Origin of the sequence: Alloactinosynnema sp. L-07 (assembly GCF_900070365.1) — a bacterium.
Taxonomy (GTDB): Bacteria; Actinomycetota; Actinomycetes; order Mycobacteriales; family Pseudonocardiaceae; genus Actinokineospora.
The window spans coordinates 6,842,955-6,856,281 of sequence record NZ_LN850107.1; the positions used below are offsets into that span (position 1 = coordinate 6,842,955).

Genomic DNA, 13,327 nt, shown 5'->3' on the forward strand with positions numbered 1-13,327 from the left:
CACATGTACGTCGACGAGCCGAACCCCGGCAACTTCACCGGCACCAGCGGCTGGGAGGTGGACCCGGAGCAGGTGCGCGAGTTCGCCGCCGCCGTCGAGGAGGTCCGCGCCGACCTCGACGCGATCATCGCCGAGGTCGCCGACCTGTCCTCGCCCGCGTTCCAGCCGATGCTGGGCACCAGCCCGGTCGGCCAGGAGCTGTCGCAGAAGTTCACCGACCGCCTCACCTCCGAGGACGGCCTGCGCGGGCAGCTCGACGAGGCGCTCAAGCGGATGGAGGAGTTCGTCGCCAGTGCCGAGCGCACCGCGGCCGGCTACCAGGAGAGCGACGACAACGCGGCCCAGCGCTTCCCCAACGCCTGATGGACACCCGCACCGCGCTGCACCCGGTCGAGGTCGACCTGCTGTGCACCTTCGCCGAGGTCGAGGTTCCGTTCCCGATCGAGATCCCGTCGGCGGGCCAGACCGACATCGAGCGCGGCGTGCTGTTCAGCGGTGCGGCCCAACAGCTCCGCGACCGCGGACTCGCCGACGAACGCGGCCCGCTCGACGTCGCCGAGGAGTTCGTCTACCTGCTGCGCGCCTGCACCGGGGTCATCGATCTGGTGCTGCGCAAGGCGGACAGCACACTCGGGGTGGCTGTGCTGACCGCCCAGGACGAGGCCCTGCTGGTCATCCAGGACAGCGCCGACCCCAACGGCATGGTGCGGGTCCAGGCCGCCACCCTCGATGATGCCCTCGGCAGGCTCGACCGCTTGGTGCCGCGCGTTGACGCGACGATGTCGACGCCGTTCAGTTTGCCCAAGCGGGCGCTCGAGAACGCTTTCGACGCAATGCTTTCCCGCATGCCCGAGAACGGCGCCGAGCCGAACCCGTTGTCACAGAACGAGATCGACGAGCTGCTGCGCTCCCACGGCATCGACGACCGGGCCGCCCGCCGCATGATCTCGTACCTGCAGCCGGTGGAGGGCAGCGGCCAGATCGGCACCGCCCGGCGGGATGACACCGAGGACCAGTGGCACCGCGTCGGCGACGAGATCCGCTGGATCGACACCCCGCGCGGCCGGTTCCGCTTGGCGGGCGGCACGGGCGAGGACGCGGACTGGATGAGCGTCAACCCCTTGGGGTCGGAGGAACTCCGCTCAGCCGTGCGCGTCCTCGCGGGCCACGTCCGGCGCTGACCGTCAGGTGGGGGTCTCCGCTATAAGCACGGTCACCACCGCGATCCAGGTGAGAACCGTTGCGAGGAGCCAGAACTTGAGATTGGTCAACAGCCGGGTCATGGGGGAACCTCCCTTGCGGGGCACGAACGGGGGGACCTGTGTTCTTCGCTGGACGCCGGGGAAAGGCCTCCAGCTAAAGCCATCGGTTCTTGCGGAAGATTCGATACAGCATCAGACACGCAACGAAGATCACGATCATGACCAGCGGATAGCCGAACTTCCACTTCAGTTCCGGCATATAGTCGAAGTTCATGCCGTAGACGCCGACGACCATGGTCGGGACGGCGATGATCGCCGCCCATGACGTGATCTTGCGCATGTCGGAGTTCTGCTGGAGTGTGATCTTCGCCAGCGTGGCGTCCAGCAGCGTCGTGAGCAACTCGTCGAATGCGGAGACGCGCTCGGACACCGTGGTCAGGTGGTCGTCGACGTCGCGGAAGTAGGACCGCACCTCGTCGGGGATCAGCGGCGAGCAGCCCTCGGCCAGCCGCCGCAGCGGGTTGGCCAGCGGCATGACCGCGCGCCGCAATTCGAGGATCTCCCGTTTCACCAGATACATCTGTTCGGCGCTGATCGGGCTGCGCGGGGCGAACACGGCCTTCTCGATCAGGTCGATGTCGGTCTCGAAGGCCTCACTCACCGCGAGGTAGCTGTCGACGATCAGGTCGGCGATGCCGTGCAGCACCGCGGCGGGGCCCGCGCTGAGCCGTTCCGGTGCCAACTCCAGCCGCTCGCGCAGCTCGTGCAGGCCGGAATGCTTGCCGTGGCGGACGGTCACGATGTAGTCCTTGCCAAGGAACGCCATGATCTCGCCGGTCTCGACGATCTCGTTGGCGGTCGTGGGGGACTCGTGCTCGACGTAGCGGACCGTCTTGAGCACGACGAACAGGTTGTCCTCGTACCGGTCCAGCTTGGGCCGCTGGTGGGCGTGCACGGCGTCCTCGACGGCCAGCTCGTGCAGCCCGAAGGTCTCGGCGACGCCCTGGATCTGCTCGGCGTCGGGCTCGTGCAAGCCGATCCAGACGAAGCCCTCGTCCCGCTCGCGCACCTCGGCGACGGCGTCGGTGTGCGACCAGCGTCCGGGCAGCCGCTTGCCATCGATGTACACGGCGCAGTCGACTACATAGGCCGACAGCGGAACCGGGATCGGCGGCAGCGTTCTTGCGGGCGGGCGGTTCTTCCGGCCACCGAGCGAGGGAATGGCGGGCATCGGGTCTCCAGGTGCTCCCGTCGCTGCGCGACGGACCGGACGACCTCGAAGCGGCCGAGCCGGCGAACGGAGCGTCCCTGCCGGACCCGCGGAACCCGCTGACGGCTAGCGGCGGATTCCTCCGGAGGGGACGCGGGTACTACTGCAACCTGTCGCGGTGTTATGACCATGCGGGTCGCCCATGTGCGTCCTCACCTCCTCTGGCCGTGGCGGCCGGGCCCATGCCCGCGCTCACCAGGGGGACAGCGTACTCCTCGACGGCGGTTACCCCGTCCTCGGGCGCGCGGTGCACTCCCTCACACATCGGTTGCACGGGCCGCCCTGGGGCCGTACACAGATCTCCTACCCGCCGGTCACTTACTTGGAGGAACAGTGCAGTTCGGTCGCTACTACGAGGAGTTCGAGGTCGGCGCGGTCTACAAGCACTGGCCTGGCAAGACGGTGACCGAGTACGACGACCACCTGTTCTGCCTGATCACGATGAACCACCACCCGCTGCACATGGACGTCAACTACGCCGAGAACACCACCGATTTCGGCAAGAACGTCGTGGTGGGCAACTACATCTACTCGCTGCTGCTCGGCATGTCGGTGCCGGACGTGTCCGGCAAGGCGATCGCCAACCTGGAGGTCGAGTCGCTGCGCCACGTGAAGCCCACCTTCCACGGTGACACGATCTACGGCGAGACCGAAGTGCTCGACAAGACGCCGTCGAAGTCCAAGGATGACCGGGGCGTGGTCTACGTGGAGACCCGTGGCTACAAGCAGGACGGGACGATCGTTTGCGTCTTCCGTCGCAAGGTGATGGTCCCCAAGCAGTCCTATGGTGAGGCGCGCGGCGGCGAGCAGCCGGGTCGCCCCGAACCTAAGGCCTAGTACAGACGGAGGAAGCGTCGTGACCGTGCCCCTGGACGAGATCAGGCAGCGGTTGCGGCGGTTCGCCGAGATCGAGGCCGCGGGGGTGTCGCCGCTCTACGCGCACCTGGCCACCCGCGTCGCCGAGGACGACGACGTCGCCGGGCTGCTTGCCGCGGCGCAGCCCGGCTTCGGCCACCCGACGCTGCTGCTGGCCGCGGTGCACCGGGCGCTGCAGTCCGACCCGTTCCACGAACTGGTGAACTACTACCCATCGATGGGCGGGACCTACGGCGTTGACGCGGGCACGTGGCCGCTGTTCCGGTCCTTCGTGCTGGACCGAGCCGACAAGATCCGCGCCCTGGTCGCGTCCCACACCACCCAGACCAACGAGGTCCGCCGCGCCGCGCAGCTCTACCCGGCCGTCGCGTCGGTCGCCAAGCAGGTCAAGGGGCCGGTCGGCCTGCTGGAGGTCGGCTGCAGCGCGGGCCTGCTGCTCGACCTCGACCGCTACGGCTACCGCTACCAGACCGAGCAGGCGGGCCAGGTCGTCGCGGGCCCGGCGAAGACCGCGCTGGGCCTGCACTGCGCGTTGGAGCTGGCCCCCGGCGCGAGCCTGCCCGCGATCCCCAAGAAGCTCGCCGTGGCGGCCAAGGTCGGTCTCGACCGGGCGCCGGTGGATCTGGCCGACGAGGACGCCGCGGCGTGGCTGGAGGCGTGCATCTGGGCCGACCAGCCCGAGCGGCAGCGGCTGTTCAGCACGGCGGCGGCGATGCAGCAGAAGAACCCGCCGGAGCTGGTCGCGGGCGACGCCGTGGCCGACCTGCCCGGCGCGGCGGCCAAGGTGCCCGTCGACGTGCCGCTCGTGGTCATCACCAGCCGCGTCCTGTGCTACCTGCCCGAGGAGGCCCAGCGGGCCTTCATCGACGCCATGGGCGCGCTCGCCGAGACCCGCCCGCTGTGGTGGGTGAGCATCGAGTCCTACGCCGCCGGACTGGCCCACGTGCTGCCCGGCCGCGATGACCTCGTCACCGCGCAGAGTGAATCCGACATCCATGTTCTCGGGCTGGCGACCTGGGTCGCGGGCACCCCGCAGGCCTTCGCGCTGGCCCGTGCCAGCGCCCATGGTGAACGTTTGCTTTGGCTAGCCTGACCTGCGTCAACGGGGGAGCACGCCCCATTCGCTCAAGGTTGGCGCAAGCAGGTCGGCGAGGTTGTTACCGGCTTCCAATGTGGCGAACGTCGCATGATCCACAAACCGCGCGTCCAGTGCGTCGTCACCGGCTCGAATATCACCGTCGGTAACCGTGCAGGCGTAGTCATAGATCACGTAGACCCCCTTGGGTGCAACGCGCTCGACTACGCCGATCAGGTCCCCGACATCGACCGTCAACCCGGTCTCCTCCTGGAGTTCACGTATCAGCGCGACCTCGTCCGACTCCCCAGGTTCGACCTTCCCGCCAGGTAGGGACCACAGTCCGCGGCCGGGCTCGTTGGCCCGCCGGATCAGCAGCAGGCGCCCGAAGCTGTCACGGACGACCCCGCCGACACACCGGATTCTCCCGTTCGGCCCAGTGCTCATAGCTACCCAGCGTAGTCGTAGTTCTTCGGTAACGCTGCGCGTTGACCCAAGCGCGGTACTCCCCTCCCCATGGGTTGGCCGGTGCGGTACAACGGTTTTCAACAGCGCCACACCGGGTGCGGGATGGGAACGGGGTAGATCGCAGTGGACGTCAAGAAGGTCTTGATCTTGACTGGGGCAGCGTTGCTCGTCTTCTTCCTGGTGACGCAACCCGTGCAGTCGGCGGGCATCGTGAACTCGATCATCACGACGCTGCGCGAGGGTGCCGAAGCGGTCATCACCTTCGTGTCGACTGTTTTCAAGGGCTGAGGCGAGTAGCGTCAAGCTATGTTCGCGCCCAGAGACCCAGACGAGTACTTGCTGGACTCCGAACGCCGGGTCATCCGGGTGCGCAGGCACTGGGCGTCCCTGGCCTGGGAGGTCTTCGAGGCAGTCGCGCTCCTAGCGGTCTGCGTGATGGTCTCCTACCTGCTGCCCCCCGGGCAGTGGCTCATGCAGAACCTGCTGTGGTACGTCGCCTTGGCGGTGGTCCTGCGGTTCACCTACCAGGTCATCGACTGGTGGGTGGAGCGCATCGTGGTGACCGACAAGCGGTTCATGATGACCACGGGCGTGATCACCATCAAGGTGCTGATGATGCCGATCGGCAAGGTCACCGACCTGACGTTCAAGCGCACGGCGATGGGCCGAATGCTCGGCTACGGCACACTGATCGTGGAGTCGGCGGGCCAGATCCAGGCCCTGAACAAGATCGACTTTCTGCCGCACCCGGACCAGGTCAACGACGCGATCTCCGAGCTGGTGTTCGGCGACAAGAAGGCCGCGGCCGAGCGCTTCTCGATGATCAAGGCGCAGCGGATGGCACAGGGCAAGCGCAAGGCCGTTAAAGGGTGATGCGGGTCATCGTCCACACTGAACAAGGTGCGGATCGACCTTCACTGCCATTCCACTGCCTCCGACGGCACGGACAGCCCCGCTGAGCTGGTGCTGAACGCACGGCGAGCTGGGCTCGACGTCGTCGCGATCACCGACCACGACACCACCGGCGGCTGGGCCGCGGCCGCCGCCGCCCTGCCACCCGGGCTGCGCCTGGTGCGCGGCGCGGAGCTGACGACGGTGTCCGAGGACGGGCGCGGCGGGCACTGCACCGTCCACCTGCTGGCCTACCTGTTCGATCCCGAATCGGACGCGGTCGCCGCCGAGTACGCCAACACCCGGGCCGAGCGGCGCAACCGGCTGCGGATCATGGCGGGCCGGATGGCAGCCGACGGCTACCCGGTCGACGCCGAGACGCTGCTGGCGGGCATCCCCGACGACGTCCCGGCGGGCAGGCCGCACCTGGCGCAGGCGCTGATGCGCGCGGGCGTGGTCGGCTCGGTCACCGAGGCGTTCACCGAACTGCTCCACGGCCGCAACAACTACTACGTGCCCAGCAAGAAGACCCTGGTTCGGGACGCGATCTCGATGATCAAGGCGGCGGGTGGGGTCACGGTCCTGGCGCACGGCTTCGCCCACCAGCGGGGTCCGACGATCAACGGCAAGGTGATCGAGGACCTGGCCGCGTGCGGGCTCGACGGGGTGGAGATCGACCATCCGGACCACGACGAGGCCGCGCGGTCCGACCTGCGCGCGCTGGCGCGGCGGCTGGACCTGCTGGTGACCGGGTCCAGCGACTACCACGGCACCAACAAGACCATCGCCCTCGGTGCGGAGACCACGTCTCCGGAGATGCTCGACGCCATCGCCGAGCGCGCCACCGGCGCCGAGATCCTGGAAGCGTGATGGCCGACCTGTTCGACGTTCGGATCTTCATGGCCGCGATGATCACGCTCGTCGTGATCATGGACCCGCCGGGCACGATCCCGGTGTTCCTCAGCCTCACCGGCCGCAAGTCCAAGGCGGCGCGCTCGCGGGCGGCGCGGCAGGCGGTGCTGGTGTCGCTCGGCGTGATCAGCCTGTTCGCCATCGGCGGCGAGGCGATCCTGTCGTACCTGCACATCGGCATCCCCGCGCTGCAGGGCGCGGGCGGCTTGCTGCTGCTGCTGATCGCGCTCGACCTGCTGACCGGGCGCGGGCACGCCGAGCCGGAGGCGGTCGAGGACGTCAACGTCGCGCTGGTGCCGCTGGGCACCCCGCTGCTGGCCGGGCCCGGTGCCATCGCCGCCACGATCGTCTTCGTGCGCCAGGCCGACGGGCACGCCGGGTCCTACATCGCGCTGGGCGCGGCGATCCTGGCGGTGCACCTGTTCCTGTGGCTGTGCCTGCGCTACTCGGGCGTGGTGATCCGGGTGATCAAGGACAGTGGGATCACGCTGCTGGCCAAGATCGCTGGCCTGCTGCTCGCGGCGATCGCGGTGCAGCTCATCGCGGACTCGGTGCGGGGCTTCATTTCCGGTTCTGGCTGATCAGCGCGTCCAAGGCTTCCTGGCTGCGCACGATCGCGGCGTGGCCGTCGTCGTGGATGACGATGGGTCGCTCGATGAGCGAGGGGTTGGCGGCCAGCACGTCGATCCACTTCGTGCGCTCGCGTGGCAGGTCGGCCAGGCCGAGTTCCTTGGCCAGCGGCTCCTTGAGCCGGGTGATGTCCCAGGGCTGCAGGTCGAGCTTGACCAGCACCTGCTCCAGTTCGGCCGCGGTGGGCGGCTCGTCGAGGTAGCGGCGGACGGTGACCGAACCGTCGAGCACCTCGAGTGCGGCCCTGGACTTGGTGCAGCGCGGGTTGTGCCAGATCTCCATGCCACTGATTGTGCCCGGCGCCGGGAGTGTCGGTGCCACTGCGTACGGTGGGCACCGTGCAGGCACAGCTTGGTTTCGACAGCATGCCGCGGAAGCTCATCAAGGTGACCCCGTCGCGGCTCTCGGTGTGGGCGGACTGCCCACGCCGGTTCCGCATGGCCTACCTCGACCGCCCCACCCCGCCGCGCGGCGGGCCGTGGGCGCACAGCACCCTCGGCGCCGTGGTCCACAACGCGCTCAAGGCGCTGTTCGACCTCCCGGCCGCCAAGCGCACCCCCGACGTCGCGGCGTCGCTGGTCGACACGCACTGGAAGGACGACGGCTTCGCGGGCGCCGAGCAGGCGGCCACGTTCCGCGAGCGGGCCGCGGGCTGGGTCCACGACTACGTCGCCGAACTCGCCGTCGACCACGAACCCGTCGGCCTGGAGCGCTGGGTGTCCGCGCCGGTCGGCACGATCGTCGCCGAGGGCCGGGTCGACCGGATCGACCAGCGCGACGGCGAACTGGTGATCGTCGACTACAAGACCGGCCGCCACGCGCTGACCACCGATGACGCTCGCGGCTCGCAGGCACTTGCCCTGTACGTGCTGGCCGCCCGCCGCACCCTGCGCAGGCCGTGCACGAAGGTCGAACTGCACCACCTGCCTTCTGGCACGGTGTCGTCCTGGGAGCACACCGACGAGTCCCTGGCCCGCCACCTGAAACGCGCCGAGGAGTCCGCCGACGAGTTCCAACTCGCCATCGACACCATGAAGGCGGGCGGCGACCCGGAGGTGCTGTTCCCACCGGCGCCGGGCAGGCAGTGCTCGTGGTGCGACTTCCGCCGCAACTGCGACGAGGGCAAGGCCGCAGGCCCGCAGCTGGAACCGTGGGCGATGCTGGCCCCGTGACTGGTCCCACCGAACGCTTCCCCGACGCGGGCTCCTCGGAGGCCCACACCACCAGGCCGCCAGCCGACCCGGCAGGCCAGCCCGCAACGCCGCCACCCGCGCCGAGCCCCGGCGCCGCTGACAACTCCAGCCAGGCGACCGCGGCGATGCCCGTACGCGGCGATCTCGGCGCGACCGACGGCTCTGGCCGCCCGACCGACCTGGCAGGCCACCCCGCCACGCCGCTACCCGCGCCGGGCCCCGGCGCGGCTGACAGGTCCAGCCAGGTGACCGCGGCGATGCCTGTGCGCGGCGATCTGGGTGGGGCTGATGGTGCTGGCCTGCCGACTGCGGCGGTGCCTGGGCGCGGCGGCCTGGGTGGGGCTGATGGTGCAGGCCAGCTGACTGCGGCGGTGCCCGTGCGCGGTGATCTCGGTAGGGCGGATGGTGCTGGCGAGCGGACTGCGGCGGCGCCCGTGCGCGGCGATCTCGGCGCGATTGACGGCCCTGGCCGGCGGGCAGCGGCGGTGCGGGGTGGCGATCAAGGCGTGGCCGGTGGTTCGGATCAGGCGTTTGTGCGGGGTGGCGGGCTAGGCGGTGGCCGTCAGGCGACGGCGCCGATGGCTTTGCCATCCAACCCGGCCGCCGCGGAGGTGCCGCCTGGACGTGCGGGGTTCTGGCGAGAGGTGTCCGGGGCGCTGTCGCTCGGGATGTGCGTTCTTGCCCTCGTGGTCATCGGCATACAGATCCTGGCCTGGACCAAGGGCATGCCCGGTCCGGGCGTCCTGATCGTGCTCGGCCACGTCACCGCCGCCGTGTCAGCCGTGTTGCTCCAACGGATCGCGGACCGCCGGGCGGGCAGGCGTGGTCTGGCGCCCGTGTTCCTCGTCATCGCGCTCACGGCCGCGTCGGTCTGGACGTTCTGGCTGGCTTAGAGCCAGCTCTTCCACGTCGGCAGCAGCGTCGCCAGCAAGTCGGCGGGGTTCTCCATCGCCGGGGAGTGGCCCGCGCCGCTGATCATGCTGAAGTCGGCTTCGAGGCGGTCGGCCATGTCGCGTTGGGCCGACGGGGTCCACGCGTCGTCGTCGGCGCCGCAGGTGACCAGGCAGCCGATGCGGTGGGTGCGCAGGTAGCGGGCCAGGTCGCCGACCAGGTCGGGTTCGGTGCGCAGGCCGTTGCCCATCCCGACCAGCGAACTCACCGTGTTGCACAGGAACCGCCTACGAAGGAACTCGCGCTGCCCGGCCGACATCACCTGGTAGCGCGGGTTGTTGGCGTTCAGCTGTTCTAGGGCGTCGTGGGCGGCCTGCACGCCGTGCCCGTGCAGCACCGGTTCGGCGAGGTCGAGCACGGTCCGCCTGCCGCCGATGGGCAGTTCACCCGGGCCGGAGTCCAGCAAGGTCAACCCGACGACCGGCGCCCCGGCGAGCACGGCTCGACGCGAGATCAGGCCGCCGTAGGAGTGGCCTAGCAGGACCACAGGCCTGCCGTCGGCTGCGAGTTTCCCGGCCAGTTCGGCGACCACCAGGCCCATTGGCGCGGGCAGGTAGGACGCCTCGTCCGGCGGGCCGGGGGAGTCCATCTGGCCGGGCAGATCGATGGACACGACCTCGAACCCGGCGTCGGCGATCGGGTCGAGGATCGGCGCGAAATCCTCCTTGGAACCCGTGTAGCCGGGCACCAGCAACGCGATCGGGCCCGCACCGGCGATGCGCAGGGCGGCGATCGGGCCGTACGGGCCGGTCAGGTCGACACGGTGCGCCCGGTGCGGGCTCAGCTGCGAGTGCATGGCTTGAGTGTGCCTCAGCACCGCGCGCGACGGTCAGTGCAAAGCGACCAGAGTCGGGCCGCGCTGCTCGAACACCATCGGCCCGCTGACGTCCATCGCGACCGGGCCCGCGTAGCCGCCGCGGTCGACCGGGATGGTGCCGACCTGCTCGCCATCGGCCTGGCTGTGCACCGCGATCGCGCCCTTGACCGGCAGCAACGCGCGGCCTGCGAAGATCGTGCCTGGCCCGAGCGTGTCCTGGAAAGTCCACAGTGGACGAAGGTCGGTCGAGGACACGACGATCGTGCGCGACCCGCTGAACCAGTAGAACGCCCCCGTCGCCGCCGTCACCTGGGTCGCCCGTCCGGGTGGATCGGCGCGCAGGTCGTTCGCGCCGAGGTCGAGGTCGTAGTTGGCGACCTGGGAGCCGTCCTCCTGGTAGACCACCAGCCGGTTCGGCTCGGGCATCGCCACGGCGGTGAACTTGTCGTTCATCGCGACGATCTGGGCCGACTCGCTGCCCACCACGACACTGGTGATGACCTCGGGTTTGTCGGACTCCTTGGGCGCGGACTTGATGACGGTCAGCCGGGCAGCGGCGTCGTCTGGGCACCGCTCGATGACGCCGATGCGGCCCGGCGTCGTGGTGTTGACCGACTTGTAGGCGCAGCCGGTGCGCGGCTGCTTGGCCGGGTTGACCAGCGCCGGAAGCGCACCGTACTCGTTGGTCTTCACCAGGTCCGACCGGATCGTGCTGAGCAGCCGCTCGCCGGTGGCGGTGAGGTAGGTGCCGTCACCGACCAGCCGGGTGCCGAGTTCGGCGTCGCTGTTGCGCTGGCGGTCGCGTTCGCCGGTCATCGGCTTGAGCGAGGTCATCTCGCTGCAGCCGCCGACGTGGCGCGGGTCGCTCTCGTGCAGCATGTTCTCGGTGGTCTTGTAGAGCGCGACCGCGAGCTTCCACTCGGTGCTGACCGTGCACAGCGGCAGGTCGCGCTGATAGGTCCAGCGGACCTCGCCGGTCCGCGGGTCGCGGCCGCTGACCACGCCGCCCTCGCCGGTCACCACGGCGGGCCCCGCCACCGCCGGTTCGGCCGTGGCCGGGCTCTCCGCCCGCCACGCCTCGCCAAGCGACGGCGGGAAGAACTCCGGCTCGGCGGGCTCGTCGTAGTGCTTGTCGGTGGTGGTCGACGCCGTCGAGCGGAACTCGCTGGTCCGCCACACGACCACCGCGGTCACCGCGAGGGTGACCACGATGAGCCCGAGGACCGCGTAGTCACGCTTGCGGGTGAACCTGGTGCGTGGAGCGGGCGGCGGTGGGACGTCCCCATGGAGGACGTCCTCGGTGCCCACGCTGTCGGCCGAAGTCACGGGGTCAGTCTGCCGACCCCGATGTTTCGTTGGCGTTCGACCCCACGTCCGAGCCGACATCGGCCCCTGAGCGCCTGCGCCGCCTGCGCGTCCGTGCGGGTTTGTCGGCCGAGTCTGTGCTGGGAGTGACAGATTCGGTGGTCGACTCGGCCGGAGCGTCGCCGTTGGGCGCGTCCACGCCGCCACGCCGACGCCTGCGCCGGGGCCGGTCGGACTTCTCCGCGGGCTCGTCGCCGGACTTGGCCGCCGATCCCGTCCCGGCGCCCGCGCCACGCGAGCGGACCCGGGTGGTGCGCTCGGCGCCGCCGCGGCCGCGCTTGCTCCGGCCGCCGAAGTCCTCCTCCGGCTCGGCGTCCAGGCCCGCGCGGGTGCGCTTGGCCATGGGGAGCCTGCCGGTGGAGCCCGCGGGGATGCCCAGGTCGGAGAACAGGTGGTCGGAGGTCGAGTAGGTCTCGACCGGCTCGGGCTTGCCCAGGCCGAGCGCGTCGCTGATCGACTTCCAGCGGGGCTCCTCGTCCCAGTCGACCAGGGTGATCGCCACGCCGGTCTTGCCCGCGCGGCCGGTGCGGCCGATGCGGTGGACGTAGGTCTTCTCGTCCTCGGGGCACTGGTAGTTGATCACGTGCGTGACATCGGTCACGTCGATGCCGCGGGCGGCGACGTCGGTGCAGACCAGCACGTCGACCTTGCCGGATCGGAACGCCCGCAGCGCCTGCTCGCGCGCGCCCTGGCCGAGGTCGCCGTGCACGGCGCCCGCGGCGAACCCGCGCTCGACCAGTTCGTCGGCGACCTTCTGCGCGGTGCGCTTGGTCCTGGTGAAGATCATCGTCAGGCCTCGGCCCTCGGCCTGCAGGGAGCGGGCGACGACCTCGATCTTGTCCAGTGAGTGCGCGCGGTAGGCGAACTGCTCGGTGCGCTCGTGGGTGGCGCCCGCGTCGTTCTCCTCGGCCCGGATGTGCGTGGGCTGACGCAGGAACGTGCGGGCCAGGGTGATGATCGGGCCGGGCATCGTCGCCGAGAACAGCATGGTCTGCCGCTCGTCGGGGACCATGCGCAGGATCCGCTCGATGTCGGGCAGGAAGCCGAGGTCGAGCATCTCGTCGGCCTCGTCGAGCACCAGGCCGCGGACCTTGCCCAGCACCAAGTGCTGCTGCTCGGCCAGGTCGAGCAGGCGGCCGGGGGTGCCCACGACGATGTCGACGCCCTTGCGCAGGGCGGCGATCTGGGGCTCGTACGGGCGGCCGCCGTAGATGGCGAGCACGCGCACGCCAAGGTGCTTGCCCGCGTCCTTGAGGTCGTGGGTGACCTGCAGGCACAGCTCGCGCGTGGGCACCACGACGAGGGCCTGCGGGGTCCCGTCGCCGGGGGTGATGACCCGCTGCAGCAGCGGCACGCCGAAGCCGAGGGTCTTGCCGGTGCCCGTGCGGGCCTGGCCGATCAGGTCGTCGCCCGCCAGCGCGAGCGGCAGGGTGAGTTCCTGGATGGCGAACGTGCGCTCGATGCCCGCTTCGCGCAGCGCGCGCACGATCTCCTCATGCACGCCCAGCTCGGCGAAGGTGGGCGACTCGGGCAGCACCGGGGCGCCCGCGGTCAGGGGATGGGACGTGTCGGTGTCCGGGACGCCCGCGACGCTGTGGTCCAGGGTTACCGGGTCCAGCTCCGTCACGGAGTCGGTGTTGTCGTGCGTCAGGGTGATCAGCCTCTCTAGTACCAGCG

The 13,327-nt window shown here is 70.0% G+C and carries 16 protein-coding genes; 10 read left to right on the forward strand and 6 right to left on the reverse strand.

Annotated elements, in window-relative coordinates; translation table 11 throughout:
* Positions 1–3 precede the first annotated feature (3 nt).
* A complete protein-coding gene (locus BN1701_RS31400) occupies positions 4–363 on the forward strand; it encodes a hypothetical protein (protein WP_054054828.1) in 360 nt (119 codons plus the stop codon).
* A complete protein-coding gene (locus tag BN1701_RS31405; RefSeq protein ID WP_054054831.1) occupies positions 363–1,181 on the forward strand; it encodes an ESX secretion-associated protein EspG in 819 nt (272 codons plus the stop codon). Before BN1701_RS31400 ends, BN1701_RS31405 begins: the two co-directional genes overlap by 1 nt.
* A 175-nt stretch (positions 1,182–1,356) precedes the next feature.
* On the opposite strand, the gene corA is transcribed toward BN1701_RS31405, so the two are convergent.
* On the reverse strand, positions 1,357–2,433 hold the full coding sequence (corA, locus tag BN1701_RS31410) for a magnesium/cobalt transporter CorA (protein ID WP_054054833.1): 1,077 nt from the start codon (positions 2,431–2,433) through the stop codon (positions 1,357–1,359).
* A 372-nt stretch (positions 2,434–2,805) separates the two neighbouring features.
* On the opposite strand from corA, the gene BN1701_RS31415 reads away from it, so the two are divergent.
* Together BN1701_RS31415 and BN1701_RS31420 are read left to right on the forward strand one after the other, a co-directional pair.
* Positions 2,806–3,309, forward strand: a complete 504-nt coding sequence (locus tag BN1701_RS31415; protein ID WP_054054835.1) for a MaoC family dehydratase — start codon at positions 2,806–2,808, stop codon at positions 3,307–3,309.
* Positions 3,310–3,328: 19 nt separating this feature from the next.
* On the forward strand, positions 3,329–4,441 hold the full coding sequence (locus tag BN1701_RS31420; protein ID WP_054054837.1) for a DUF2332 domain-containing protein: 1,113 nt from the start codon (positions 3,329–3,331) through the stop codon (positions 4,439–4,441).
* 6 nt (positions 4,442–4,447) lie between these two features.
* Here the strand turns inward: BN1701_RS31420 and BN1701_RS31425 are convergent, their stop codons facing one another.
* A complete protein-coding gene (locus BN1701_RS31425) occupies positions 4,448–4,870 on the reverse strand; it encodes an NUDIX hydrolase (RefSeq protein ID WP_054054839.1) in 423 nt (140 codons plus the stop codon).
* A gap of 144 nt (positions 4,871–5,014) precedes the next feature.
* On the opposite strand from BN1701_RS31425, the gene BN1701_RS36645 reads away from it, so the two are divergent.
* Genes BN1701_RS36645 through BN1701_RS31440 form a run of 4 tightly spaced genes read left to right on the forward strand, consistent with a single transcriptional unit; the run spans position 5,015 to position 7,275 of the window.
* Entirely contained in the window at positions 5,015–5,179 is a 165-nt protein-coding gene (locus tag BN1701_RS36645; protein ID WP_172803359.1) for a hypothetical protein, read from the forward strand.
* A gap of 18 nt (positions 5,180–5,197) precedes the next feature.
* Positions 5,198–5,764, forward strand: a complete 567-nt coding sequence (locus BN1701_RS31430) for a PH domain-containing protein (RefSeq protein WP_054054841.1) — start codon at positions 5,198–5,200, stop codon at positions 5,762–5,764.
* A gap of 27 nt (positions 5,765–5,791) precedes the next feature.
* Positions 5,792–6,652, forward strand: a complete 861-nt coding sequence (locus tag BN1701_RS31435) for a PHP domain-containing protein (RefSeq protein ID WP_054054843.1) — start codon at positions 5,792–5,794, stop codon at positions 6,650–6,652.
* The gene (locus BN1701_RS31440; RefSeq protein ID WP_054054845.1) at positions 6,652–7,275 is read left to right on the forward strand and encodes a MarC family protein; all 624 of its coding nucleotides are present in this window, start codon (positions 6,652–6,654) and stop codon (positions 7,273–7,275) included. The genes BN1701_RS31435 and BN1701_RS31440 overlap by 1 nt, the downstream gene beginning before the upstream one ends.
* Here the strand turns inward: BN1701_RS31440 and BN1701_RS31445 are convergent.
* Positions 7,256–7,606: an ArsC/Spx/MgsR family protein gene (locus BN1701_RS31445; RefSeq protein ID WP_054054847.1), complete on the reverse strand. Its 351-nt coding sequence runs from the start codon at positions 7,604–7,606 to the stop codon at positions 7,256–7,258. The genes BN1701_RS31440 and BN1701_RS31445 overlap by 20 nt on opposite strands.
* Before the next feature lie 83 nt (positions 7,607–7,689).
* Between BN1701_RS31445 and BN1701_RS31450 the strand changes: the two genes are divergently transcribed.
* Positions 7,690–8,496: a PD-(D/E)XK nuclease family protein gene (locus BN1701_RS31450; RefSeq protein ID WP_054056297.1), complete on the forward strand. Its 807-nt coding sequence runs from the start codon at positions 7,690–7,692 to the stop codon at positions 8,494–8,496.
* The gene (locus tag BN1701_RS36180) at positions 8,493–9,410 is read left to right on the forward strand and encodes a hypothetical protein (protein ID WP_157368321.1); all 918 of its coding nucleotides are present in this window, start codon (positions 8,493–8,495) and stop codon (positions 9,408–9,410) included. Before BN1701_RS31450 ends, BN1701_RS36180 begins: the two co-directional genes overlap by 4 nt.
* Here the strand turns inward: BN1701_RS36180 and BN1701_RS31465 are convergent.
* The 3 genes from BN1701_RS31465 to BN1701_RS31475 are packed head-to-tail and all read right to left on the reverse strand — an operon-like array spanning position 9,407 to position 13,277.
* The gene (locus BN1701_RS31465; protein ID WP_054054854.1) at positions 9,407–10,264 is read right to left on the reverse strand and encodes an alpha/beta fold hydrolase; all 858 of its coding nucleotides are present in this window, start codon (positions 10,262–10,264) and stop codon (positions 9,407–9,409) included. The genes BN1701_RS36180 and BN1701_RS31465 overlap by 4 nt on opposite strands.
* Before the next feature lie 33 nt (positions 10,265–10,297).
* Positions 10,298–11,611 (reverse strand): hypothetical protein, encoded by a 1,314-nt coding sequence (locus BN1701_RS31470; protein WP_054054856.1) that lies wholly within the window; start codon positions 11,609–11,611, stop codon positions 10,298–10,300.
* 4 nt (positions 11,612–11,615) lie between these two features.
* Entirely contained in the window at positions 11,616–13,277 is a 1,662-nt protein-coding gene (locus tag BN1701_RS31475) for a DEAD/DEAH box helicase (RefSeq protein WP_369800657.1), read from the reverse strand.
* Between the last annotated feature and the right edge of the window lie 50 nt (positions 13,278–13,327).

Coding starts and splice junctions, on each gene's coding strand:
- BN1701_RS31400 (WP_054054828.1), top strand. CDS start 4: ATGTACGTCGACGAGCCGAACCCCGGCAACTTCACCGGCACCAGCGGC.
- BN1701_RS31405 (WP_054054831.1), top strand. CDS start 363: ATGGACACCCGCACCGCGCTGCACCCGGTCGAGGTCGACCTGCTGTGC.
- corA (WP_054054833.1), bottom strand. CDS start 2,433: ATGCCCGCCATTCCCTCGCTCGGTGGCCGGAAGAACCGCCCGCCCGCA.
- BN1701_RS31425 (WP_054054839.1), bottom strand. CDS start 4,870: ATGAGCACTGGGCCGAACGGGAGAATCCGGTGTGTCGGCGGGGTCGTC.
- BN1701_RS31430 (WP_054054841.1), top strand. CDS start 5,198: ATGTTCGCGCCCAGAGACCCAGACGAGTACTTGCTGGACTCCGAACGC.
- BN1701_RS31440 (WP_054054845.1), top strand. CDS start 6,652: ATGGCCGACCTGTTCGACGTTCGGATCTTCATGGCCGCGATGATCACG.
- BN1701_RS31445 (WP_054054847.1), bottom strand. CDS start 7,606: ATGGAGATCTGGCACAACCCGCGCTGCACCAAGTCCAGGGCCGCACTC.
- BN1701_RS31450 (WP_054056297.1), top strand. CDS start 7,690: ATGCCGCGGAAGCTCATCAAGGTGACCCCGTCGCGGCTCTCGGTGTGG.
- BN1701_RS31465 (WP_054054854.1), bottom strand. CDS start 10,264: ATGCACTCGCAGCTGAGCCCGCACCGGGCGCACCGTGTCGACCTGACC.